General features: G+C 67.1%; 25 protein-coding genes and 1 pseudogene. 13 read left to right on the forward strand and 13 right to left on the reverse strand.

Features of this window, described 5'->3' with window-relative positions; all coding sequences use genetic code 11:
• Positions 1-123: 123 nt before the first annotated feature.
• The 12 genes from DTQ71_RS10545 (at position 124) to cysE (ending at position 9734) form a co-directional block, all read left to right on the forward strand.
• Positions 124-672: a head-tail connector protein gene (locus DTQ71_RS10545; protein WP_170125397.1), complete on the forward strand. Its 549-nt coding sequence runs from the start codon at positions 124-126 to the stop codon at positions 670-672.
• On the forward strand, positions 672-1007 hold the full coding sequence (locus DTQ71_RS10550; RefSeq protein WP_109564263.1) for a head-tail adaptor protein: 336 nt from the start codon (positions 672-674) through the stop codon (positions 1005-1007). The genes DTQ71_RS10545 and DTQ71_RS10550 overlap by 1 nt, the downstream gene beginning before the upstream one ends.
• Entirely contained in the window at positions 1004-1417 is a 414-nt protein-coding gene (locus DTQ71_RS10555) for a DUF3168 domain-containing protein (RefSeq protein WP_109564264.1), read from the forward strand. Before DTQ71_RS10550 ends, DTQ71_RS10555 begins: the two co-directional genes overlap by 4 nt.
• Before the next feature lie 11 nt (positions 1418-1428).
• On the forward strand, positions 1429-1839 hold the full coding sequence (locus tag DTQ71_RS10560) for a phage major tail protein, TP901-1 family (RefSeq protein WP_109564265.1): 411 nt from the start codon (positions 1429-1431) through the stop codon (positions 1837-1839).
• On the forward strand, positions 1839-2162 hold the full coding sequence (locus DTQ71_RS10565) for a gene transfer agent family protein (protein WP_109564266.1): 324 nt from the start codon (positions 1839-1841) through the stop codon (positions 2160-2162). The genes DTQ71_RS10560 and DTQ71_RS10565 overlap by 1 nt, the downstream gene beginning before the upstream one ends.
• A complete protein-coding gene (locus DTQ71_RS10570) occupies positions 2159-2353 on the forward strand; it encodes a rcc01693 family protein (RefSeq protein ID WP_109564267.1) in 195 nt (64 codons plus the stop codon). Before DTQ71_RS10565 ends, DTQ71_RS10570 begins: the two co-directional genes overlap by 4 nt.
• Positions 2353-2994 (forward strand): phage tail tape measure protein, encoded by a 642-nt coding sequence (locus tag DTQ71_RS10575; RefSeq protein WP_109564268.1) that lies wholly within the window; start codon positions 2353-2355, stop codon positions 2992-2994. The genes DTQ71_RS10570 and DTQ71_RS10575 overlap by 1 nt, the downstream gene beginning before the upstream one ends.
• A gap of 12 nt (positions 2995-3006) precedes the next feature.
• On the forward strand, positions 3007-3639 hold the full coding sequence (locus DTQ71_RS10580; protein ID WP_109564269.1) for a DUF2460 domain-containing protein: 633 nt from the start codon (positions 3007-3009) through the stop codon (positions 3637-3639).
• A complete protein-coding gene (locus tag DTQ71_RS10585) occupies positions 3636-4505 on the forward strand; it encodes a DUF2163 domain-containing protein (RefSeq protein WP_109564270.1) in 870 nt (289 codons plus the stop codon). Before DTQ71_RS10580 ends, DTQ71_RS10585 begins: the two co-directional genes overlap by 4 nt.
• Positions 4502-4930 carry a C40 family peptidase gene (locus tag DTQ71_RS10590; RefSeq protein ID WP_109564271.1) on the forward strand — a complete coding sequence of 143 codons (429 nt, stop codon included), beginning with the start codon at positions 4502-4504 and terminating at the stop codon, positions 4928-4930. The genes DTQ71_RS10585 and DTQ71_RS10590 overlap by 4 nt, the downstream gene beginning before the upstream one ends.
• Positions 4931-4953: 23 nt before the next feature.
• A complete protein-coding gene (locus tag DTQ71_RS10595; RefSeq protein ID WP_109564272.1) occupies positions 4954-8841 on the forward strand; it encodes a baseplate multidomain protein megatron in 3888 nt (1295 codons plus the stop codon).
• Between the two features lie 74 nt (positions 8842-8915).
• Positions 8916-9734 (forward strand): serine O-acetyltransferase, encoded by an 819-nt coding sequence (cysE, locus tag DTQ71_RS10600; protein ID WP_109564273.1) that lies wholly within the window; start codon positions 8916-8918, stop codon positions 9732-9734.
• Between the two features lie 68 nt (positions 9735-9802).
• Here cysE and DTQ71_RS10605 read toward each other — a convergent pair whose 3' ends face one another.
• From DTQ71_RS10605 to gap (DTQ71_RS10645), 10 genes are all read right to left on the reverse strand, one after another.
• Positions 9803-11143, reverse strand: coding sequence for a pyruvate dehydrogenase complex dihydrolipoamide acetyltransferase (locus DTQ71_RS10605; RefSeq protein ID WP_109564274.1), 1341 nt, complete (start codon positions 11141-11143; stop codon positions 9803-9805).
• A gap of 12 nt (positions 11144-11155) precedes the next feature.
• The gene (locus tag DTQ71_RS10610) at positions 11156-12532 is read right to left on the reverse strand and encodes a pyruvate dehydrogenase complex E1 component subunit beta (RefSeq protein WP_109564275.1); all 1377 of its coding nucleotides are present in this window, start codon (positions 12530-12532) and stop codon (positions 11156-11158) included.
• On the reverse strand, positions 12533-13552 hold the full coding sequence (pdhA, locus tag DTQ71_RS10615; protein WP_109564276.1) for a pyruvate dehydrogenase (acetyl-transferring) E1 component subunit alpha: 1020 nt from the start codon (positions 13550-13552) through the stop codon (positions 12533-12535).
• A 132-nt stretch (positions 13553-13684) separates the two neighbouring features.
• On the reverse strand, positions 13685-13984 hold the full coding sequence (locus DTQ71_RS10620) for an FtsB family cell division protein (protein WP_109564277.1): 300 nt from the start codon (positions 13982-13984) through the stop codon (positions 13685-13687).
• Positions 13985-14105: 121 nt separating this feature from the next.
• On the reverse strand, positions 14106-14999 hold the full coding sequence (locus DTQ71_RS10625) for a fructose bisphosphate aldolase (protein WP_109564278.1): 894 nt from the start codon (positions 14997-14999) through the stop codon (positions 14106-14108).
• Positions 15000-15120: 121 nt separating this feature from the next.
• On the reverse strand, positions 15121-16653 hold the full coding sequence (locus tag DTQ71_RS10630; protein WP_109564279.1) for a hypothetical protein: 1533 nt from the start codon (positions 16651-16653) through the stop codon (positions 15121-15123).
• Between the two features lie 64 nt (positions 16654-16717).
• On the reverse strand, positions 16718-17896 hold the full coding sequence (locus DTQ71_RS10635) for a phosphoglycerate kinase (RefSeq protein ID WP_109564280.1): 1179 nt from the start codon (positions 17894-17896) through the stop codon (positions 16718-16720).
• A 128-nt stretch (positions 17897-18024) separates the two neighbouring features.
• On the reverse strand, positions 18025-19026 hold the full coding sequence (gene gap / locus DTQ71_RS10640; protein WP_109564281.1) for a type I glyceraldehyde-3-phosphate dehydrogenase: 1002 nt from the start codon (positions 19024-19026) through the stop codon (positions 18025-18027).
• 97 nt (positions 19027-19123) lie between these two features.
• Positions 19124-19267, reverse strand: coding sequence for a hypothetical protein (locus tag DTQ71_RS23485; protein WP_170125398.1), 144 nt, complete (start codon positions 19265-19267; stop codon positions 19124-19126).
• 56 nt (positions 19268-19323) lie between these two features.
• Entirely contained in the window at positions 19324-20322 is a 999-nt protein-coding gene (gene gap / locus DTQ71_RS10645; protein ID WP_109564282.1) for a type I glyceraldehyde-3-phosphate dehydrogenase, read from the reverse strand.
• A 211-nt stretch (positions 20323-20533) separates the two neighbouring features.
• Between gap (DTQ71_RS10645) and DTQ71_RS10650 the strand changes: the two genes are divergently transcribed.
• A complete protein-coding gene (locus DTQ71_RS10650) occupies positions 20534-21493 on the forward strand; it encodes a DUF808 domain-containing protein (RefSeq protein ID WP_109564283.1) in 960 nt (319 codons plus the stop codon).
• Here DTQ71_RS10650 and DTQ71_RS24605 read toward each other — a convergent pair.
• The 3 genes and pseudogenes from DTQ71_RS24605 to tkt all read right to left on the reverse strand — a co-directional run bounded on the left by DTQ71_RS24605 (position 21490) and on the right by tkt (position 24252).
• A complete protein-coding gene (locus DTQ71_RS24605; RefSeq protein ID WP_281271236.1) occupies positions 21490-21621 on the reverse strand; it encodes a hypothetical protein in 132 nt (43 codons plus the stop codon). The genes DTQ71_RS10650 and DTQ71_RS24605 overlap by 4 nt on opposite strands.
• Positions 21622-21751: 130 nt before the next feature.
• A pseudogene (locus tag DTQ71_RS24890) lies at positions 21752-22156 on the reverse strand (NYN domain-containing protein); the annotation flags it as partial.
• Between the two features lie 59 nt (positions 22157-22215).
• The gene (tkt, locus tag DTQ71_RS10660; RefSeq protein WP_109564285.1) at positions 22216-24252 is read right to left on the reverse strand and encodes a transketolase; all 2037 of its coding nucleotides are present in this window, start codon (positions 24250-24252) and stop codon (positions 22216-22218) included.
• Positions 24253-24281: the final 29 nt, after the last annotated feature.

Genomic DNA, 24281 nt, shown 5'->3' on the forward strand with positions numbered 1-24281 from the left:
CGTGACGCCATCCCGCCGGCCGCTCTCGCGGGCGGCGGGGGCGGGGCCGGAGGGCCCCCGGCTTGGTCCGCACGCGCGGTCCGCCGGCCTCGTCAGAACTTCATGCAATTTCGGGAGGGCCGCATGGTCTTGAGGGTCTTGGAAACCGAGGCGCTGGCGGATGCCGCGCTGCCGGTGGCGCAGCTGGCCACCCATATGCGCCTGGCGGAGGGCTATGCGCTGGTGCCGGGCCAGGAGGACCGGCTGCGGCTGCGCCTGCGCGCGGCGATCGCGACGATCGAGCGGCGGCTCGGGCTGATCCTGATTGCGCGGGAGGTCGTGTTGACGGGGCCGGGCGGGGCCGCGCGCATCGCCGTTCCGGTCGGGCCGAACGCGGTGTTGGTCTCGGTGGAGCAGGAGTTGGGCGGCGTCACCTCGGCCATCACGGGGGGCGTGCTGCGCCTGGAGGACACGTTGGGTCCCGTTCTGGAGCTGCCGAAGGCGCCGCCGGAGACGGCGCAGCTTCGCGTGATCCTGCAAGCCGGGTTCGCGAACTGGGACGCGGTTCCGGCGGAATTGGCGCAGGCGGTGCTGGCCTGGGGGGAGGCGCTCGATCTGGGCGAGGACGCGCCCAAGGCCGCGGAGCGGTTGATCGCGCCCTGGCGGGCGGCTCGGATCGGGGCGCGGGTCTGATGCCGCGGCAACTGACGCGGCGGCTGACGCATGAGGCACCCACGCGCGTGGAGGACGGCGCGGGTGGCTGGACCCGGAGCTGGGAGATGCGCGGCGCGCATTGGTGCGAGGTGCGGATGCGCTCGGGCCAGCTGAGACCGACGGAATTCGGGCGGACGCCGCGGCTGGCGGTGCGGATCGTGACCCATGCGGTACCGCAGGATCAGCCGACCCGGCCCTGGCCGGGCCATCGCCTGTCCGACCTCGGGCGCGGCTACATCGTCGATGCGGTGCACGAGAACGATCCGAACGACCGCTACATGACGATCCTCGCCTCCGAGGAGGTGGTGGAATGACCTATGCGATGGGCGCGAGCCTCCAGACCGCGGTCTATGGCACCCTGGCCTCGGACCCGGCGCTGGATGGGATGCTGGCCGGCGCGATCTATGACGTGGTGCCGCAGCGGGCGCCGGATCTGTTCATCGCGCTGGGGCCCGAAGACGCGGTCGGGATCGGCGACGCGACCGGGCAGGGCGCACGGCACGACCTACGGATCAGCGTGGTGACGAAGCGCGAGGGCTACTCGGCGGCCAAGGCGGCGGCGGTGCTGGTCTCGGACGCGCTGCTGGGCGCGCCGTTGAGCCTGACGCGGGGACGACTGGTCTCGCTGCGCTTCCTGAAGGCGCGGGCGCGGCGGGACGAGGGCGAGAACACGCGGCGGATCGATCTGTGGTTCCGCGCGCGGGTGGACGACGACAATTCCTGAGGAGTGGGACTATGAGCGTACAAAGCGGCAAGGACCTTTTGCTGAAGGTCGATCTGGATGGGGTCGGAAACTTCGCGACCATGGCGGGGCTGCGCGCCACGCGGCTGACCTTCAACTCGGGCAGCATCGACGTGACCTCGCTGGAGAGCGCGGGGGGCTGGCGCGAATTGTTGGGGGGCGGCGTGAAGTCGGCGGCGATCCAGGGCTCGGGCGTGTTCCGCGACGCGGCCTCGGATGCACGGGCGCGGACGATGTTCTTCGACGGCGCCGTGCCGGTGTTCCGGATCATCATCCCGGATTTCGGGACCGTCGAGGGGCCATTCCAGATCACGTCGCTGGAATATGCGGGCAGCCATGACGGTGAGGCGACCTATGAGATCGCGCTGGCCTCGGCGGGGGCGGTGAGCTTCACCGCGCTTTGATGGGGGACGGGAACCCTTGGGCCGGGGAGGTGGCGCTGACGCTCGACGGGGAGCGCCGGGTGCTGAAGCTGACTTTGGGCGCTCTGGCCGAACTGGAGGCGGCGATGGAGGCGGACAGTCTCGTCGCGCTGGTCGAGCGGTTTGAGACCGGGGGCTTCTCCGCGCGGGACGTGGCGGCATTGCTGCTGGCGGGGCTGCGCGGAGGCGGGTGGTCCGGCGGGGCGGGAAATCTGCTGGACGCGGAGATCGAGGGCGGGCCGCTGGAGTGCACGCGGGTGGCCGCGTTGCTGCTGGGACGCGCCTTCGCGTTGCCGGGCGGATGAGCGGGACGTTCGACTGGTCCGCGCTGATGCGGGCGGGGATGCGCGGGCTGGGGCTGAGCCCCGCCGTGTTCTGGGCGCTGACGCCGGCGGAGCTGGCCTTTCTGCTGGGGCATGGGGACGGGCGGCTGCCGATGGACCGCGCGGCGCTGGAGGCGCTGGCGGCTCGGTTTCCCGATGAAGGAGGGACGTGATGGATCGTGAGATCGGCAAATACGGCGATGAGCTGGACGCCTTGGAAGAGAAGCTGGGGGGCGGCCATCTGGTCATCTCCCGCTTCACCAGGGAGCTTGGGGCGCTAGAGGGACAGATGTTGTTCACGCAGCGCGAGGTGAAGGGCCTGTCGCGCAGCTTCGGCGGAAGTCTGAAGCGGGCTTTCGACGGGGTCGTCTTCGACGGAACGAAGTTGTCGGACGCGCTGAGCGGGCTGGCCCGGTCGATGGTGAACGCGACCTACAACGCGGCCGTGAAGCCGGTGCAGACCGCGCTGGGCGGCGCCTTGGCGCAGGGGATCAACCGGATCCTGCCTTTCGCGGACGGTGCCTCTTTTGCGCAGGGTCGGGTGATGCCCTTCGCGTCGGGGGGCGTCGTCTCGGGCCCGGTGGCGTTTCCGATGCGCGGTGGCACCGGGCTGATGGGCGAGGCGGGGCCGGAGGCGATCATGCCGCTGCGTCGAGGCGCGGATGGGCGGCTGGGCGTCGAGATGACCGGAGGCGGGGCGGTGACCGTGAACATGAACATCACAACGCCGGATGTCGCCGGATTCCGGCGGTCGCGCAGTCAGGTCGCCGCCGAGATGTCGCGGGCCTTGGCGCGCGGCGCCCGCAATCGCTGAGGGAGGTGAGCCATGGGCTTTCACGAGATACGGTTTCCGACGGCGCTCTCTTTCGGGAGCGTCGGCGGGCCGGAGCGGCTGACCGAGATCGTCGCGCTGGCAAATGGGCATGAGGAGCGGAACACGCCCTGGGCTCATTCGCGGCGGCGCTACGATGCGGGGATCGGGATGCGGTCCCTAGACAATCTGGCCGAGCTGATCGCCTTTTTCGAGGCACGGCGTGGGCGGCTCTATGGGTTCAGGTGGAAAGACTGGGCGGATCACCTTTCCTGTGGGCCGTCCGGGGTGCCGGGTCCTGGGGATCAGGTGATCGGCTTTGGCGACGGAAGTGCGACGGAATTCGCGTTGACGAAGACCTACGCCTCGGGTGGCGCGGATTATGTGCGGCCGATCACCAAGCCGGTGGAAGGCAGTGTGCGGGTCGCGGTGGACGGAATCGAAGTCGCCGAAGGCGCCGGGTTCACAGTCGATCCGACGACGGGGCTCGTCAGTCTGAACGTCACGCCAGGGTCGGGGCTGGTGGTCTCGGCCGGTTTCGCTTTCGACGTTCCGGTGCGGTTCGACACGGATGCGATCCGGATCTCGGCAGCGGGGTTCCAGGCGGGCGAAGTGCCGGACGTCCCGGTCGTGGAGCTGCGCGCATGACCGGTCTGCTGGGACGCTTCGCGGGAGGTGTGAGCACGATCTGTCGGGCTTGGGTGCTGACGCGGACGGATGGTCGTGTGTTCGGCTTCACCGATCACGATGCTTCGCTGACGGTGGATGGCGTGACCTGCGTGGCGGAGTCGGGGATGACGGCAGGCGCGCTGGAGGCCGCCACGGGGCTGTCGGTGGACAACACCGAGGCCGTCGGAGCACTGCGTCACGATGGGCTGACCGAAGCGGACATGCGCGCGGGCCGGTGGGATGATGCTGCCGTGGTGGCCTATCTCGTGGATTGGCGGCTGCCCTCGGCTTTCGAAGTGGTGTTTCGCGGGACGCTTGGGGAATTGAGCGTGGGCGAGGGCGCCTTTACCGCCGAGCTGCGCGGGCTCTCGGAGGCTCTGAACCGCGTGCGGGGCCGCGTCTACCAGCCGCGCTGTGATGCCGTTCTGGGCGATTTGCGCTGCGGGGTCGATTTGGCCGATCCCACCTTCTTCGGCGAGGGCGTCGTGGATGCGGTCGAGGAGGGTCGGGTGCTCAGCCTGTCGGGGCTGGCGGCATTCGCGGATGGCTGGTTCGCCCGGGGTCGGATCGAGGTCTTGGATGGGGCGGCGGCCGGTCTTGTGGAGCAGATAAAGCGCGACGTGGGACAAGCCGAGCGGCGTGTCGAGCTTTGGGGCGCGCTGCGCGCCGATCTGGCTGTGGGAGATCGGGTTCGCGTCGAGGCGGGCTGCGACAAACGGGCGGAGACATGCCGCGCGAAGTTCTCTAACTTTTGGAACTTTCGAGGGTTTCCGCATATCCCTGGGGACGACTGGCTGATGGCCTATCCGACATCGGGCAAGCGTAACGATGGCGGGCGGCTGTGAACCGCGTCGTCAATGAGGCGCGGCGGTGGCTGGGCACGCCCTACATGCACCAAGCCTCTGTGCGGGGCGCGGGGACGGATTGCCTGGGGCTGATCCGTGGCGTGTGGCGGGCCCTCTACGGCAACGAGCCTGAGGTCGTACCGCGATACAGTGCCGATTGGGCGGAGCCGCAGCGCGATGAGGTGCTCTGGCGGGCGGCGTTACGCCATTTGGTTCCGGTCCCGCCCGAGCGGGCGCTGACATCCGGGGAGTGCCTGCTGTTCCGGATGCGCGACGGTAGCGTCGCCAAGCATCTCGGCATCGTAGGTCTGGACGGACCCATGCCAAGCTTCATTCACGCCTATAGCGGGCGCGGCGTGGTCGAAAGCCCGCTGTCTCGCCCTTGGGTGCGCCGTATCGCGGCGCGCTTCGACTTTCCCGCCTGAGGCGGCACGGAAGGACCTGACACATGGCGACACTCGTTCTTGGCGCGGCTGGCGCCGCTATTGGTGGCAGCCTTGGCGGCTCCGTCCTGGGCTTGAGCGCAGCGGTGATCGGGCGGGCGGCTGGCGCCACGCTCGGCCGCGTGCTGGATCAGCACATATTGGGCGGTGGCGCGGATGCCATCGAGCATGGGCGGATCGACCGGTTTCGTCTGACCGGTGCGGCGGAGGGCGCGACCGTGCCCCGCGTGACCGGGCGGATGCGCGTGGGGGGCCAGGTGATCTGGGCCAGCCGGTTCAAGGAAAGCCGCGAGACGAGCGGTGGGGGCGGCAAGGGGACGCCCAACACGCCTAAGACGACGACCTTTTCCTACTCCGTGTCCTTTGCGCTGGCGCTTTGCGAAGGTGAGATCCGGCGGATCGGGCGCATCTGGGCGGATGGGGAAGAAATCGCGCGAGATAGCGTTCAGCTGCGGCTCTATCACGGGAGCGAGGATCAGCAGCCGGACGCGCTGATCGAGGCGATCGAGGGGACCGGGCAAGCGCCGGCCTTTCGCGGGACGGCCTATGTGGTGATCGAGGATCTGGAACTGGGACGGTTCGGGAACCGCGTGCCGCAGCTCTCTTTCGAAGTGGTGCGCGCGGCGGATGCGCCGGAGATCGGCTCGCCCGTTTCGGACCTGATCCGCGGCGTGGCCATCGTGCCTGGCACCGGGGAATATTCGCTGGCCACTTCGCCGGTGCATTTCGACTATGGCGGCGGGCTGAAGGACGCGGCGAACGTCAATACGGTGCAAGAGATCTCCGATTTTGAGGTCTCGCTGCGTGACCTGACGGAGGAGCTACCGCAGGTCGGGGCCGCGTCGCTCGTGGTGTCCTGGTTCGGCGACGATCTGCGTTGCGGTGCTTGCCGCCTGCGGCCGCGGGTGGAGCAGACCGAGTTCGACGGCACGCCGATGGCGTGGGAAGTCAGTGGCATGGACCGGGCCTCGGCAGAGACCGTGCCGTTGGCGGATGGACGGCCTGTCTATGGCGGGACGCCTGCGGACGCGGCCGTGATCGAAGCGATTCAGGGGCTGACCGGGCGGGGCATCGACGTCACGTTCTATCCTTTCATTCTGATGGAGCAGCTTGCGGGCAATGGCTTGCCAGATCCGTATGGGCAACCGGAGCAAGCTGCACTGCCGTGGCGGGGACGGATCACGACGGCTCTCGCGCCCGGACAGCCTGGGACGACGGACCGGACAGCGGCGGCGCGCGCGGAGGTCGACGCGTTCTTCGGCACGGTGCGTGCATCTGACTTCGCGCTTTCCGGTGGAGACGTGGTGTATTCCGGCCCCGCGGAGCTCAGCTATTCCCGCTTCATCCTGCACTACGCTGCGCTTTGCGCAGCGGCAGGCGGCGTCGAGGGGTTCTGCATCGGATCCGAAATGCGTGGTCTGACGCGGATCCGGGCCGATGGCGACAGCTTTCCGGCAGTGGAGCGTCTGCGGGATCTGTTGGAGGATGTGCGCCTGTTGCTGCCTGGCGCGAAGCTCGGCTATGCGGCGGATTGGTCGGAGTATTTCGGGTATCATCCGTCGGATACGGGGGATGTCCATTTCCATCTCGACCCGGTCTGGTCGCATCCGGATTGCGACTTCGTCGGGATCGACAACTACATGCCTCTGACGGACTGGCGGGATGGATCCGACCATCTGGACGCGGGTCACGGGAGCATCCTGAACCCTGGCTATCTGCGCGCCGGGGTGATCGGCGGCGAGGGCTACGATTGGTATTATCCGGACGCGGCGGCCCGTGACGCGCAGGCCCGCGCGCCCATCACAGACGGGGCGTATGGTGAGCCTTGGGTGTTCCGCTACAAGGATTTGCAGGGCTGGTGGTCGAACATGCACCACGACCGCATCAGCGGCGTGCGGCAGGCGAGCCCGACCGGCTGGGTGCCTATGTCCAAGCCGATCCGTTTCACCGAGTACGGCTGTGCAGCCATCGACAAGGGAACGAACCAGCCCAACAAATTCCTCGATCCGAAATCTTCGGAGTCACGGCTGCCGCACTACTCGGCGGGGACGCGGGACGATGCGGTGCAGCAGGGCTATCTCGATGCGATGCTCCATGTCTGGAGTGACGCCGCGAACAACCCGGTTTCGGCGCTCTACGGGGCGCCGATGCTGGACTTGGATCACAGCTTCGTCTGGGCCTGGGACGCGCGGCCCTGGCCGGCATTCCCCCAGTTGCTGGATTACTGGAATGACGGGGCGAATTACGCCCGGGGCCACTGGGTGAACGGGCGTAGCGGATTGCAGTCGCTGGCGCAGACAATCGCCGAAATTTGCCGTGACGCCGGTATCGTCGACGTCGATGTCTCAGCGGTGCGCGGGGTGCTGCGCGGCCACCAGACGGATGACGTTCAGAGCGGCCGAGCCGATCTGCAGTCCTTGCTACTGGCCTATGCTGTGGAGGCGGTCGAGACGGGCGGTAAGCTGGTCTTTGGGATGCGTGAAGTGCCTCGGATACATGATGTGTCCGTGGATGACCTCGTCCGGGCGGAGGGGCCGACCCGTTCGCTGACGCGAAGCGCCGTCGCCGAGATCCCGGGGCGTGTCCGCGTCGGATATGGCGATGCGATGGGCCAGTTCGAGGCGCGTATGGCGGAAGCCGTGCATCCTGGATCGACAGGTCTGCCTGTCGATGAGTCGTCCTTTCCGCTCTCCCTGACAGCTGGCGAAGGTCATGCCCTGGCCGAACGGTTCCTGGCCCAGGCGCGCGTGGCGCGCGATGGGTTGGAATGCGGGCTTGGGCCGTCCCGTCGCGACGTGGCGCCGGGCGATCTCCTCCGTTTCGAGGGCGAGGCGGAGCGGTGGCGGATCGACCGCATTCAAGATGAGGGCATGCGTTTGATCCGGGCGCGCCGCGTTGAACCTACCTCGTTTCGGCCGGGCGGTGACAGCGAGGACCCCATTGCCCGTCCCAGGCCATCGGCGCCGCTCCCGGTGGAGGCGGTCTTTCTGGACCTTCCGCTGTTGACCGGGGAAGAAGTGCCGCGTGCTCCCTATGTGGCAGCCGCGGCCTCGCCCTGGCCCGGAACCGTCGCCGTCCAATCATCCGTCGAGGATAGCGGCTATGTCTTCGACACCGCTCTGGATGTGCCCGCGGCGATGGGTGTGACACTATCGGAGCTTCCTTCCGCATCGCCTGGGCGTTGGGACAGGGGCGCCGACCTCCTGGTTCGAATACCAGGTGCGGAGCTTCAGAGCGTTTCGGACACGGCGCTTCGGGCAGGGGCAAATGCCCTGGCGATCGGGAGCGGCGCGACGCAGGGATGGGAGATCCTGCAGTTCCGGGATGCAAGCCTGGTGGAACCGGATGTCTGGGCTCTCTCCATGCGGCTGCGAGGCCAAAGGGGCACGACGATCCCGGCAAATTGGCCCCTGGGCGCGCAGGTGGTGATTCTGGATGGCGCGTTGGGTCAGGTGCATGTGACCGCAAACGGCGTCGGGCTCCCCCGCCATTATCGATTGGGGGCGGCTCGCCTGCCGCTTGACCACCCAAGCGTCATCCATCGCGAGGTGACACCGCATGCCGTCGGGCTGCGTCCCTTTTCGCCCGTCCATCTGCGGGCCGACTGGGTCGGGGGCGATCTCGCGATCCAGTGGGTGCGGAGGACGCGGGCCGTGGGCGAGGCTTGGGGCACGGCGGATGTGCCGCTCGCGGAAGCGTCGGAGCGCTACCGTATCGAGGTCTCCGACGATCTTGGCGCGACGCTTGTCACGAATGCGTCCAGCTCGACCGCCGTCATCAGCGCCGCAGAACTGACTGCGAGCGGTCTGACGGTCGCGCCGTTCCGCATTCGTGTGGCTCAGATCTCGGACGTGGTCGGTCCGGGCGCGTGGGCGGAAATGACGCTCTCGTGACAATGTGACGAATGGCTTACGCCCTGGGCCAGAAAGGCCTAGTATCATGACGCGACACGAGCACGAGGCGCGCCATGACCCGGACAGACACCAATATCCGTTCCGTCGATTTCGTTTGGGAGCAGGCGCTGAGCGAGGCTTCTGATGCCATCGCTGCCGAGCCTCTCCTGGGCGGCCTCGTGCATTCGTCGATCTTGCACCATGCTTCGCTCGAGAACGCGTTGGCCCATCGTTTCGCCCAGAAACTGGCGTCGCAGGAGATGGGCGAGCAATTGCTGCGCGAAATCGCGGACCAAGCCTATGGCGAAGACCTGGATCTGGGCCAAGCCGCGCGCGCCGATATAGTCGCGGTTTTCGAGCGCGATCCTGCCTGCCATCGGTTTCTGCAGCCTCTTCTGTTTTTCAAGGGATTCCAAGCTGTTCAAGCCTATCGAGTTTCAAACTGGCTTTGGCGGAAGGGACGGCAGGATCTTGCCTATTTCGTCCAGATGCGGATCAGCGAAGCCTTTGGCGTCGACATTCATCCTGGCGCGAGGATTGGCCGCGGGATCATGATCGACCACGCGCATTCCATCGTGATCGGCGAGACCGCCGTGGTCGGGGACAATGTGTCCATGCTGCATTCCGTGACCTTGGGCGGCACCGGCAAGGAGCATCATGATCGACATCCGAAAATTGGCAACGGCGTCTTAATCGGAGCCGGAGCGAAGGTGCTCGGGAACATCAAGGTCGGCCACTGCTCTCGCATCGCGGCCGGATCGGTCGTGCTGGAAGAGGTTCCGCCGATGAAGACTGTCGCAGGCGTTCCGGCCCGCATCGTCGGAGAGGCGGGCTGTGCGCAGCCCTCCACCATGATGGACCAGTTGATCGGAATCCGCGGCCCGGACGCCTGAGAGACGGCCGGCATCGGGCCTGGTCCGGTAGCGCCGCGCCCGGATCCGTGATCGGGCGCGGCGGAGGCTCAGGCGAGCATCGTCATCGGGTTTTCGAGGTTCTCGGCTAGCGCCTTCAGGAAGTCAGCCCCAAGCGCCCCGTCGATCACCCGGTGATCGACGCTGAGCGTTACCGACATGACGGTCGCCGCCGTGATTTCGCCATCGGCGCCGATGACCGGCTTCTTTACCCCCGAGCCCACCGCCAGGATCGAGCCGTGCGGCGGATTGATGACGGCGTCGAAATTGTCGATGCCGAACATCCCGAGGTTGGAAATGGCGAAGCTGCCGCCCTGATACTCGTGAGGGGCGAGTTTGCGCTCGCGGGCGCGTGTCGCGAGGTCCTTCATCTCGGCGGATAGCGCCGACAGGGACTTGTGATGCGCGTCCTTGAGAACCGGCGTGAATAGGCCGCCCTCAATCGCGACGGCAACCGCCACATCCGACGGTTTGAGCTTCAGGATGCGGTCGCCCGCCCAGACGGCATTGGCGTCCGGCACCTGCTGAAGGGCGATGGCGCCCGCCTTGATGATGAAGTCGTTCACCGACAGCTTGACACCCCGCGATTCCAGTTGCTTATTCAACTGGCTGCGGAACTTGAGCAGCGCATCGAGCTTGATCTCCCGACGCAGATAGAAATGCGGGATCGTCTGCTTCGCTTCGGTGAGGCGCGCGGCGATCGTCTTGCGCATCCCGTCGAGCTTGACCTCCTCGAAGTCGCGCCCCTCATACATCTTGAGAACGGTATCGGTGGCCATACCGGCAGGCATCGCCGGCTTCTGGCCCTGGGCTGCCGCTGCGGGCTTGGCTGCCTCGGCTTGCGGGGCAGCCGCAGGCGCCGCCTTCGACGGATCGAACGCCTCGACATCCGCTTTCACGATACGCCCACGCGGGCCGGAGCCCTTCACCTGCGACAGGTCGATCCCGCGATCCTTGGCTATACGCCGCGCGACCGGCGTGGCGAAGAGACGTTTGCCGTCGCCGCCACTTGGCGCCGGGGCCGGGGCGCTGTTGCCACCAGCTTCGCGGCCATAGCCCTTTTGGGGCTCGGTGTCCGGCGTAGGCTCCGCCGGAGCGGCATTGGAGGATCCGCCCGACGACGCGCTGTCGATGGCGGAGGCGTCCTCGCCCTCCTCCAGCAGCACCGCGATCGGAGAGTTCACCTTCACGTTCTCGGTGCCCTCGGCCACGAGGATCTTGCCGACGATGCCTTCATCGACAGCCTCGAACTCCATCGTCGCCTTGTCGGTCTCGATTTCGGCCAGCAGGTCGCCGGAGGAGACGGTGTCCCCCTCCTTGACAAGCCATTTCGCCAGCGTGCCCTCCTCCATCGTGGGGCTGAGGGCGGGCATCAGGATTTCGGTCGCCATGTGCTGAGCCCCTTATTTGTAGGTCACTTTGCGGACGGCCTCGATCACCTCGTCGGTGGAGGTCAGCGCCAGCTTTTCGAGATTGGCCGCGTAGGGCATGGGCACGTCCTTGCCCGTGCAGGTCACGACCGGCGCATCGAGATAATCGAAGGCGCGCTGCATGATCGTCGAGGCCATGTGGTCGCTGAAACTGGCCACAGGGAACCCTTCCTCGACCAGGACGCAGCGGTTCGTCTTCATCACCGAGGCAAGCACCGTGTCGTAGTCGACCGGGCGCAGGGTGCGAAGGTCGATCACTTCCGCCTCGATCCCGTCGCCTGCGAGCTTTTCAGCCGCCTCCAGCGCGTAGGTCATGCCGATCCCCCAAGAGACCAGCGTCACGTCCGAGCCCTCGCGCCAGATCTTCGCCTTGCCGAAGGGGATCGTGAAGTCGTCCAGCTTCGGCACGTCGAAGGACTTGCCGTAGAGGATCTCGTTTTCCAGGAAGATCACCGGGTTGGGGTCGCGGATGGCCGTTTTCATCAGGCCCTTCGCGTCGGCTGCCGAGTAGGGCATCACCACCTTCAGCCCCGGGATCGAAGCATACCAGGCCGCATAGTCCTGCGAGTGCTGGGCGCCGACCCGCGCGGCCGCGCCGTTGGGCCCGCGGAACACCATCGGCGCGCCCATCTGGCCGCCCGACATATAGAGCGTCTTGGCCGCCGAGTTGATGATCTGGTCGATCGCCTGCATCGCGAAGTTGAAGGTCATGAATTCGACGATCGGACGCAAACCGCCGAAGGCCGCGCCGACGCCGATCCCGGCAAAGCCGTGCTCGGTGATCGGCGTGTCGATCACGCGCTTGGCGCCGAACTCGTCCAGCATGCCCTGGGTGATCTTGTAGGCGCCGTTATACTCGGCGACCTCTTCACCCATGATGAAAACGTTCTCGTCGCGGCGCATCTCTTCGGACATGGCGTCGCGCAGCGCTTCGCGGACGGTCTGGCTGACCATCTCGGTCCCCTCGGGCCAGTCCGGGGAGGCGTTGGATTGCGGCGCCGGCGCCTCGCTGGCGACCTGAGCCGCGGCGGGGGCAGGGGCGGGGGCCTCGTCGCGGGCCTCCTGGGTAGGCGCCTCGGCGGTGGAGCCGATATCGTCGGCGCTCTCGCCCTCCTCCAGCAGGACGGCGATGGGCGAGTTGACCTTCACCCCTTCGGTGCCTTCTGCGACCAGGATCTTGCCGATCGTCCCCTCGTCGACGGCTTCGAATTCCATCGTCGCCTTGTCGGTCTCGATCTCGGCCAGGATGTCGCCGGAGGAGACGGTGTCTCCCTCCTTCACCAGCCATTTCGCCAGCGTGCCCTCCTCCATCGTGGGGGAGAGGGCGGGCATCAGGATCTCGGTCGCCATTTACACGGCCTCCTGCGGAACTTCTTTGGCGTAGATGTCGGTCCAGAGCTCTTCGAGCGCGGGCTCCGGGCTTTCCTTGGCGAATTCGGCGCTCTCGTTGACGATCTCCTTCACCTCCTTGTCGACGGCCTTCAGGTCGTCTTCGGTGGCGTGCTTGCCGGTCAGCAGCATCTGGCGGATCATCTCGATCGCGTCCCGTTCCTCGCGCATCTTCTGCACCTCGTCGCGGGTGCGGTATTTGGCCGGGTCGGACATGGAGTGGCCGCGATAGCGGTAGGTCATGACCTCAAGGATATACGGGCCCTTGCCCGAGCGGCAGTAGGCGACGGCCCGCTCGCCCGCATCCTTGACCGCCAGCACGTCCATGCCGTCGACCTCTTCGCCCTCGATGCCGTAGGCCGCGCCCCGCTCCCAATAGGAGGGCGACTTGGTCGAGCGCTTGGTCGAGGTGCCCATGGCGTATTGGTTGTTCTCGATCACGAAGATCGCGGGCAGGTCCCACAGCTCGGCCATGTTGTAGGTCTCGTAGACTTGGCCCTGGTTGGCCGCGCCGTCGCCGAAATAGATGAAGGTGACGTTGTCGTTGCCCTTGTATTTATCGGAGAAGGCCAGCCCCGCGCCCAGCGGCACCTGGGCCGCGACGATGCCATGGCCGCCGTAGAAATGCTTCTCCTTGGAGAACATGTGCATCGAGCCGCCCTTGCCCTTGGAGTAGCCCCCCTCGCGGCCCGTCAGCTCGGCCATAACGCCCTTCGGGTCCATCCCACAGGCCAGCATGTGCCCGTGGTCGCGGTAAGAGGTGATGCGCTTGTCGCCCTCTTTCGCGGCGGCCTCCAGGCCGACCACGACGGCCTCCTGGCCGATATAGAGGTGGCAGAAGCCACCGATCAGGCCCATCCCGTAAAGCTGGCCGGCCTTCTCTTCGAACCGCCGGATCAACAGCATGTCCTTGTAGTAGCCGAGCAGCTCTTCCGCGCTGACGTTAGGTTTCGCTTTGGCGGTCGATTTGCGCGCTGCCATTCTTGTTCCTCCGGTCGCGAGAACGTTCAACGTTAAACAGTCTCTACCGGCTGTGGCCCAAGAACGCAAAGCGGCTTATGTGGTGGGGGGTATGCGTCTCGCGCAAGGCCGCCTTTCCGGATGTTTGTCAGGCTATTCGACGATGATCTCGTCAGTGCGCGCGACGCCGAGTACGGCCCGCGCCCGTTCGTCCAGAAGGTCGAGGTCGAGGAAGTCGTCGGAAAGGCGCTTGGTGCGGTCGGTCATCCGCTCCACTTCCTCCGTCAGCAAGGCCAATTCGGCCTCGAGCACCTGCCGCTCGGCTTCAAGCTCCACCCCTCGCAGCACACCGTACTCGCCCTGGACCGCGGCGAAGGTGAAGTAGAGGGCAAAACCCAGGAGGCCGATAGGGAGAATCAGGCCGGGGCCTGGAGTGAGACGTCTGGTCGACATGCATGGTCCTGCGCGCTCGGACCTCTGCCGGGCCCGTTCTCCGACACCCTAGCGGCAAATGATTCGCGGTGTCAGTCCCTTCCGGGCGACGGGCGCGCGCCGTTGCGCGCCCGCCACGGCCTCAACCCGCGACCGAGGCGTCGCGGATGCTGTCGATGGTCGCGCCCAGGGTCGCGTCGAACTCTTCCTGCGACTGCTGGTCCGACAGACCCTCGGTCAGCGCCCGGCTGAAGCTGGCGATGACGCCCTTGTTCTGGGCCAGGCGCGCATTGGCTTCCTCGCGGGAATAGCCGCCCGAGAGCGCGACGACGCGCATCACCTGCGGATGGTCGACCAGCGGCTGATAGAAGTTCGCCTGCTCGGGCAGCGTCAGCTTCAGCATGATCTCCTTGCCCTCTTCCAGCGCGTCCAGATGCTTCAGGATCGCGTCGCGCAGCATCGCTTCGGCCTCGGCCTTGTCGGGGATGGAGATCGTGATCTCAGGCTCCAGGATCGGGATCAGCCCATGCGCCAGGACCTGGCGCCCGACCTCGAATTGCTGGGCCACGATCGCCTCGATTCCCTCGGCATTGGCCGCGCCGATCACCGAGCGTTCCTTGGTGCCGAAGATGCCCATTTCGACCGCGCGGGCCAGCGTGGCGTCGAGGCCCGGCATCGGCTTCATCAGCTGCACGCCATTCGCGGCCGCCTCCAGTCCCTTGTCGATCTTGAGGAACGGGACGACGCCCTTCTTCTCCCACAGGAACTGGGCGGCGGGCATGCCGTCGAATTCCCGGTCCATGGTCTGCTCGAACAGGATGGCGCCGATCACCTTCTCGCCGGTGAAGACGGGCGAGGTCACGATCCGCTCCCGCATGCCGTGGATCAGGTCGAACATCTCCGCATCCGAGGAATAGCGATCCTCCTCGATCCCGTAGAGGCGCAGAGCCTTCGGGCTGGAGCCCCCGGATTGGTCGAGGGCCGCGATGAAACCCTGGCCGGCGCGGATTTTGGCGGCTTGATCGACGTTGCTCATGAGCTCTCCTCCGGGGCACGAAAACTTTTCCCGGCCTAAGCCGCGCCCGATGTTACGGCAAGGGCGTGGTTGCGCTAACGCGCCGGACGATCCGGTGATCCCGGCGCGAAGCTCCGACCTCCTATCGCGCGGCGGCGGACCAGGCGGCCAGCGCGATGTCGGCCATCTCCGCGGCGCGGTCCTCCCAGATGGGCCAGGCCGCGTCCGGGATTGATCTGTCGATTCGATCAAGCAGACGGACGGCCCCCCGGTCGCCACGGGCGCCGGCCAGCGAGGCGTAGAGCTGGGCGGCCTGGAGGCTGCGCACCGCGCCTTGGCCCGAGAAATGGGCCTGGGCGCGCGCGGCCAGATCGCGCGGCGACGCGTCGAGCCCGTCCAGCGCGCCCGCTGCCTCCGCCTGCATGTCGAGCCGTGCGGCAAAGTCCAGATCATCTTCCAGCCGGTCCATCAGGCCCTGCGCCCCCGGGGCCCCCGCGACCCCCGCCACCAGCGCGGCGGAATAGGCCGCCGCGGGATCGCGCGCGGACAGGGCTTCGGCGACCGCCAGGGCCACCTCTCCGTCCTGCTGCGCGAGGCCCGACAGCAATGCCAGCCCTCGCGCCTCGGCCAGCGGCGCGCCTTCCCCGCGCAGGAGCGCCAGGCCGACCTCGCGACGTTGCGCCTCCGTGAGCGTGTCCGGAGTGTCCAGCGCCTGCACGACGAGCGCCGGAGGCAGCGCGGCTCGCTCCGCGGCGGGCGCCTGCCGGACGATGGGCTGGAGACCTTCGATCAGGGCCAGCGCCCCGTCTTCGAAGCTGCTCGGCTCCAGAAACAACGGCGCGTCAGGAGAGAAACCCGTCTCGATCACGAGCCGGTCCGGATCGGCGACGAAGGCGGACCAGCCTTGGGCCACTTCGGTCACGAAGGTCTTGCCATGCTTCGGCAGAACGCCGTCTTCGGCCTGTGCCGAAAGCATCCCGCTCAACATCTGCGTGATCGCCGCCCCGGCCTGATCGGGGTCGATAAGAGGCGGCGGCAGGAAGCCCTGCGCCACCTCCCATCCGCCAAGATTCTCAAGGATCAGCGAGGCCGCGCGCAGATCGCCCGATGGCTCCGGATCCTGACCCTCGCCCGCCCAGAGCGTGACGTAGTCGAAGTCCAAATCCAGCGTGGCGGCCAGCACGCCCGCCAGGCCGGTCTCGATCCGGGCCTGGGCCGCGGCGCTGGGCATGTCATAGACGACGTCCATGACGACTTGGGGCAGGCTGAGTCCCGCCGGTCCCATCATCATCGCCAGCGGCCCGGCATCCGGCGGCAGGCAGTCGGGGGCGAGCGTCACCGCTCTGGCGGCCAGACTGAACTCCATGCGGCTTGCGTCGAACGGGTCGCCGGTCAGCACCTCCATCCCGCCGATGGAGATGTCGCAGACCGGACCGTCGGTGATGTTGTCGTAGAGCGTCACTTCCAGGTCGTCGATCGCCAGGGTGCCCTCGGCGATCGAGACCGAAAGGTCGGAATAGCGCAGGTCCATCTGCGAGCGGAGCGCGAGCACGCCGGAGCGAACCACGGAGGCCGCCAGCCGGTCGGGGTGGATCAACTCCCAAAGGGACCGCTCCTGCGCGGCGGCAGGCAGGGCGGTGGCCGTGGCGAGGAGTGGCAAAACGAGGCGGCGCATGATCGGTCCTCCAGTCCGGAATGTCTCCAGACTAGGGGCGCCCGCGCCGCCCAAGCAAATGCTTTTAGTCCGAGAGCGCGGCCACGCCGGGCAGGGTTTTCCCCTCCATCCACTCCAGGAACGCGCCGCCCGCGGTCGAGATGTAGCTGAAATCGTCCGCGACGCCCGCTTGGTTCAGCGCCGCCACCGTGTCTCCACCGCCCGCGACGGAGATCAGCTTGCCCTCCTGCGTGAGCTTGGCGGCATGGCGCGCGGCGGCGACCGTCGCCGCGTCGAAGGGCGACAGCTCGAACGCGCCCAGCGGACCGTTCCAGATCAGCGTGGCGCAGCCATCCAGGACCGTCTTGATATGGGCGACCGAGTCCGGGCCCGCGTCGAGGATCATATGTCCGGCGGGCACCTCCTCAGCCCTGACGGTCTTCGTCGGCGGATTGGCGCGAAACTCCTCGGCCACCACCACGTCCCGCGGCAGCAGGATCGCGCACCCGGCCGTCTCGGCCTTGGCCGCGATCTCGCGGGCTGTGTCCAGGAGGTCGTGCTCGCAGAGGCTCTTGGCGACATCGATGCCCTGCGCGGCCAGGAAGGTGTTCGCCATGCCGCCGCCGATGATCAGGTGCTGGACCCGGCCCACGAGATTGCCCAGCAGATCGAGCTTGGTCGAGACCTTGGCCCCGCCGACCACGGCAGCCACGGGCGGGGTCGGGTTGCCGAGGGCCTTCTCCAGGGCTTCGAGTTCGGCCTGCATCAGCCGTCCGGCGCAGGCGGGCAGCAGACGGGCCAGCGCGTGGGTCGTGGCATGGGCGCGGTGCGCGGCCGAGAAGGCATCGTTGCAATAGACGTCGCCGATGGCCGCGAGGCGCTGGGCGAAGCCCTGGTCGTCCTTCTCTTCACCGGGGTTGAAGCGCACGTTCTCGAAAAGCAGCACATCGCCCGCCGCCATCGCGCCGACCGCCTCGCCATAACTGCCATCGACGAACCCCACCTCGCGGCCGAGCGCGGCGCTCAGGGCGGGGACCACCTGGCGCAGCGACATCTCCGGCACGACCTTCCCCTTGGGCCGGCCGAAATGCGCGAGCAGGACGGGTTTGCCGCCCTTGGCGATGATGTCGGTCACCGTCGGCACGATCCGGTCGATCCGGGTTGTGTCGCTCACGCGCCCGTCCTCGACGGGCACGTTAATGTCCACGCGGGTCAGGACGACCTTGCCGTCTAGGTCCATGTCGTCGAGCGTCTTGAAGGGCATGCGGCGTCTCCGGTGCGGTTTGCGCCGTCCTTAACCGTGGACGGCGCCGAGCGGAACCGGAGGACTGGGGCTCTGCCCCAGACCCCGGGATATTTAGGCAGGGAAGAAGAGGAGGCGTCGGCCCCTCCTCAGATCAGCTTGCCCATCGCGACGGCGGTGTCGGCCATCCGGTTGGAGAATCCCCACTCGTTGTCGTACCAGCTCAGGATCCGGCACATCTTGCCGCCATCCATCACCTTGGTCTGATCCATGTGGAAGACGGAGGAATGCGGGTCGTGGTTGAAGTCGGTCGAGACCAGCTTCCTCTCGGTATAGCCCAGGATGCCCTTCAGCGGCCCGTCGGCAGCGGCCTTGATCGCCGCGTTGATCTCTTCGACGGAGGTGTCGCGGGCGGCGGTGAAGGTCAGGTCCACGACCGAGACGTTCGGCGTGGGCACGCGAATCGCGACACCGTCCATCTTGCCGTTGAGCTCCGGCATGACCAGGCCGACGGCCTTGGCGGCGCCGGTGGAGGTCGGGATCATCGACAGAGCCGCGGCGCGGGCGCGGTAGAGATCCTTGTGCATCGTGTCCAGCGTCGGCTGGTCGCCGGTGTAGCTGTGGATCGTCGTCATGAAGCCGCGTTCGATCCCGATGGCGTTGTGCAAGGTGTGGGCCACCGGCGTGAGGCAGTTCGTCGTGCAGGACGCGTTCGAGACGATCAGGTCGTCCGAGGTCAGCGTGTCGTGATTGACGCCATAGACGATGGTCTTGTCGGCATTGGTGCCGGGCGCCGAGATCAGCACGCGGCTGGAGCCGTTCTCCAGATGCGCCTGACACTTCTCCTTGGAGGTGAAGATGCCGGTGCATTCCATCACGACGTCCACATCGGACCAGGGCAGGTCGGCGGGATTGCGCTCGGCGGTGACGCGCATCGGACCGCGGCCCACATCGATCCAGTCGTCGCCGGTGGTCACCTCGGCCGGAAAGCGGCCATGGACCGAGTCGTACTGCAGAAGGTGGGCATTGGTCTCGACGGGGCCCAGATCGTTGATCGCGACGACCTCGATATCGGTGCGGCCCGATTCAATGATCCCGCGCAGGACGTTGCGGCCGATCCGGCCAAATCCGTTGATTGCTACCTTGACCATGAATTCCTCTCAGCTGTGCGATGCTGTGACGTGGTAACGGACCGTTATCGCTAACGGTTCCACGCGGCGCTAGCACGGCGTCGGGGCGGCGGGCAAGTCAGCGCCAGAACGCGACCAACTCGATCAGGCGCAGCAGGCGCCGGGCGAGGAAGAGCAGCGCCTCGGATCCGTTGAGGAAAATATCGGCCAGGATGAAGGCCAGAAGGACGAAGCCGAGGCCGATAGCGATCTTGTTGGTCATGGCGCGACCATGACCGGGCTGCGGGGCCGGGGGAAGCCCGCCCCGCAGCCGATCCGTCAGATCAGGCGGCCCATATGGCCCGCGACATCGGCCATCCGGCAGGAGAAGCCCCATTCGTTGTCGTACCAGGCCAGCACGCGGACCGTGCGGCCGACGACCTTGGTCTGGTCCGGGGCGAAGATCGAGGAATGGGTCGTGTGGTTGAAGTCGATGGAGACCTTGGGCTCCGGATCGTAGGCGAGTACGGCGCCCATGTGACCGGCGGCGGCCTCGGCGACGACCTCGTTGACGTCGGCGACGGTCACGTCGCGTCCGGCCTGGAAGGTCAGATCTACCGCCGAGACATTCGGGGTGGGAACGCGCAGCGCGGTGCCGTCGAGTTTGCCGGCCAGTTCGGGCACCACCTCGCCGATGGCCTTCGCCGCGCCGGTCGAAGTCGGGATCATCGCCATGGCCGCCGCCCGGGCGCGGTATAGATCCTTGTGGCGGCGGTCCAGCGTCGGCTGGTCGCCGGTATAGGAATGGATCGTCGTCATCACGCCGGACTCGATCCCGATGGCGTCGTTGAGCACCTTGGCCAGGGGGGCGAGGCAATTCGTCGTGCAGGAGGCGTTGGAGGCGACATGGTGGTCGCGGGTCAGCGCCCGGTGGTTCACGCCATAGACCACGGTCAGGTCGGCATTCGTGGCCGGGGCCGAGACCAGCACGCGCTTGGCGCCGCGGTTCAGGTGGACCGCCGCCGCGTCGCGCCGGTTGAACTTGCCGGTGCATTCCAGAACGACGTCCACGCCGTCCCAGTCCAGCTCTTCTGGGTCGTAGGTCGACATCACCTCGATGGGCCCTGCGCCCAGGTCGAGCGTATTGCCCTCGACCCGAACTTCGCCGCCATAGCGGCCATGCACCGAATCGTAGCGCAGCAAGTGGGCGTTGGTCTCGATCGGGCCGGTGGCGTTCACCTTGACGACGGCGACATCATTGCGCGCGGCGGAGGCGATATGCGCCAAAGTGCAGCGCCCGATCCGCCCGAACCCGTTGATCCCGATCGTCACCGTCATGGCCGTTCCTCGCTGGCTGTTTCACGCCGGTATATGGCGGTATACCGTGGGGGCAACGGGCGCGACCGGGCCGTTAGCGGTAAACTTGCATTGGTTGCGCAAACGGTTAGCGCTATCTTGCGGGAACGCGCTTCGGCGCCCCGGCGTTTGGGCCGGATATCCATGACGCTCGTTTCGGCGGGCCGAGACCCTTGAGCGAGGAACAGCCTGCATGAGCGGACTTCTAGCCCTGTTGGACGACGTGGCGGCCATCTCGAAAGTGGCGGCGGCCAGCGTCGATGACGTCATCGGTCAGGCGACCAAGGCCGGGGTTAAGGCCGCTGGTGCGGTGATCGACGACGCGGCGGTGACGCCGAAATATGTCCACGGCTTCGCCCCGGCCCGCGAGATCCCGATCGTCCTCAAGATCGCGCGCGCCTCGCTGTTCAACAAGATCGTGATCCTGCTGCCCATCGCGCTCCTGCTCAGCAGCTTCGCGCCCTGGCTGATTCCGCCGCTCCTGATCCTGGGCGGGCTCTATCTGTGTTTCGAAGGCGCGGAGAAGCTCCACCATTGGCTCAGTCCCAAGCAGCCCGCCAGCCTTGCCAAGATCCAGGACCCCGAACATACGCCCCTTGACGCCGCCCATCTGGAGGAGCAGCGCGTCAAAGGGGCGATCAAGACCGATTTCATCCTCTCCGCCGAGATCATGACCATCGCGCTCGCCGCCACGCCCGAGGGCGGCGTGATCTACCAGGGCGTGATTCTGGCTCTGATCGCCGTCGCCATCACGGCCGCCGTTTACGGCGCCGTGGCGCTGATCGTGAAGGCGGACGATTTTGGCCTGCATCTGGCCAACGAGGGTCGGACGGCAGCCGGGCGTAAGCTGGGGGAGATGATCGTGCGCGGGATGCCGGGCTTCATGAAGGCCCTGACGGTCGTCGGGACGGCGGCGATGCTCTGGGTCGGCGGCAACATCATCGTGCATGCGCTGCATGAGATGGGGCTACATCTCCCCTACGAGCTGATCCACGGCGCGGCCCATGCGGTCGGGCAGGGGAATGGCGTAGTTGAATGGGCGGTGACGGCGCTGATCGACGGGATCATCGGGATCGGGCTGGGCTTTGCGGTGATGCCGGTCGCGGCGCGGATCGGCGGTCTGCTGGGCGACGAGGATGCAAAGGCGCATTAGGGCCGCTGCCGCACCTTCGTGGTTCCATCGCGTTCGACGATCTCGAACTGGTCGGAATGGGCCTTGAACCATTTCAACCATTGCCCGATCGCCGGGTGCGCCTTGTCGTAGCCATGAGAGGCCTTCACCTCCTTGGAGACGGCTGAGAACTTTCCACTCGCTCTCGAGCACCACCCGCACCGCCGCGACGATCGCGTCATCGTCGGTCGAGGCCGCAGGTACGGAGGACGGTGGCTTGTGCGATAGCGGCTCGAACCGCGTGCAGGCGGCTTGAAATGTCTTCGGCGTCTTGGTCTCGCCCATCCCTCTCACATCGACCCCCAACCGCCGCAGCATCCGGGCGAGCGGCGTGAAATCTCCGTCGGAGGAGACAAGGACAACCACCCCAAGGCCCTCGGTCATCGTCAAGTGCAGCGCGTCCAGGGCGAGGGTGATGTCGGTCGCATTGCGGGACGGCGTGGCGGCGGCGGAGAGGATCGGCTCGAAGGCGCCATGAGCCGCCCAACCCCTGAGGGCCGCGTCGCTGCCATAGACCCGGACGACGCGCGGGCGCTCAGTATGGCCGGCAAGAAGGCGCGACGCATAGCTCGACGAGACGTTGTCGCCGTCGATGAAAATACCTGTCCTGAGACGCGGCGGAGAGGGAAGGGCGGGGGCAGCCATACCCTTCCCTCTTCAATGACGATTGCGGCGGCGGAAAGGCGTGCCCGCCGGCCGCCGGATCAGAGCAGGTCCCGCGTCGCCTGTGCCACCGCCTGCGCGGTGATGCCGAAATGCTCGTAGAGCTGTTCGGCGGGCGCGGAGGCCCCGAAACTCTCCATGCCGACGAAGGCTGCTTTGTTCGGGCGTCCCCGCTCGCCGCAGAGCCACCGGTCCCAGCCCATGCGGCACCCCGCCTCGACGGCGACGCGGACCGGCCCGGCGGGCAGGACGCGCTTGCGGTACTTCTCGTCCTGCTGCTCGAACAGTTCCCAGCACGGCATCGAGACGACCCGCGTCCCGATTCCGTCCTGTTGCAACAGCTCGCGCGCCTCCAGCGCGATGGACACCTCGGAGCCGGTGGCGAGCAGGATCGCCATCCGCTTCCCTTCGGCCTCGGCCAGCACATAGGCGCCCTGGGCGACCAGGTTCTTGTTCGTCGCCTCCTTGCGCACGGTCGGGATGCCCTGCCGCGTGAGCGACAGCACGGAGGGCGTCCGCTCCGAAGTCAGCGCCAGTTCCCAGGCTTCGGCCGTCTCGGTCGTGTCGGCGGGGCGGAAGACGTTCATGTTCGGCGTGGCGCGGCTGATCGCCAGATGCTCCACCGGCTGGTGCGTCGGCCCGTCCTCGCCGAGGCCGATCGAGTCATGGGTCATGACATAGGTCACCGGCACGCCCATCAGCGCGGACAGCCGCATCGCCGGGCGGGCATAATCGGTGAAGCACATGAAGGTGCCGCCGTAAGGCCTTGCGCCACCATGCAAAGCCATGCCGTTCATCGCGGCGGCCATGCCGTGTTCCCGGATGCCGTAATAGATGTAGCGGCCCTTGCGGTCCTCGGGGCTGAACATGCCGAGCCCCTCGGTCAGCGTGTTGTTCGAGCCGGTCAGGTCGGCCGAGCCGCCGATGGTCTCGGCCATGATCGGGTTGACGACCTCCAGCACCATCTCCGACGATTTGCGGGTGGCGACCTTGGGCTGCGTCTCGGCCAGTTGGCGCTTTAGCGCCTTGATCGTGGCCGAGAGCCGCTTGGGCGCGGCGCCCGAGAGCGCCCGCTCGAACTCTGCCTTCTTGCCGGAGCCGAGCGCGTCGAACCGCGCCTGCCACTCCGCATGCGCCGCCGCGCCGCGCCGTCCGATCTCTTCCCACTCGGCCTTGAGGTCCGCAGGGATCTCGAAGGCGGGGTAATCCCACCCATAGGCGCGCTTGGCGTTCTCGATCAGCGTCGGATCGGTCAGCGCGCCATGGCCCTTGGAAGTGTCCTGCGCGCTCGATCCGATGGCGATATGGGTTTTGCAGGCGATCATCGTCGGACGGTCGCTCTTGCGCGCCTCGGTCAGGGCGGCGTCGATGGCCGCCGGGTCATGCCCATCGACCTCCAGCACATGCCAGCCGGACGCCGCGAACCGCATCTTCTGGTCGGTCGCGTCCGACAGCGAGACCTTGCCGTCGATGGTGATGCCGTTGTTGTCCCACAGCACGATCAGATGCGAGAGCTTCTGGCGGCCGGCGAGGGCGATGGCCTCCTGGCTGACCCCCTCCATCAGGCAGCCGTCGCCGGCGATCACATAGGTGTAGTGGTCGACGATCTTCTTGCCGTAGCGCGCGCGCTGCACTTCCTCGGCGATGGCCATGCCGACGGCGGTGGCGATGCCCTGGCCCAGCGGGCCGGTGGTCGTTTCGATCCCGGGCGCGTGGCCCCATTCGGGGTGGCCCGCGGTCACGTAGCCCAGCTGGCGGAAGTTGCGCAGCTGGTCCAGCGTCATCTCCGGGTAGCCCGTCAGATAGAGCAGCGAATAGAGCAGCATCGACCCATGCCCGGCCGATAGCACGAAGCGGTCCCGGTCCGGCCAGTTCGGCGCGGCGGCGTCGAACTTCAGATGCTTTTCGAACAGCACGGTGGCGACATCGGCCATGCCCATCGGCATGCCCGAATGGCCCGAATTGGCGGCGGCGACGGCGTCCAGCGTCAAGGTGCGGATTGCGGTGGCCCGGCGCCAATGGGCCGGGTTTGCCGTGCGCAGGGCGTCGAGATCGGGGGTCTGAGCAGCGTCGGACATAGGGGTCTCCGGGCGATCGTGGGTGGCGC

Source organism: Jannaschia seohaensis, from assembly GCF_900116765.1.
GTDB classification, from domain to species: Bacteria; Pseudomonadota; Alphaproteobacteria; order Rhodobacterales; family Rhodobacteraceae; genus Jannaschia; species Jannaschia seohaensis.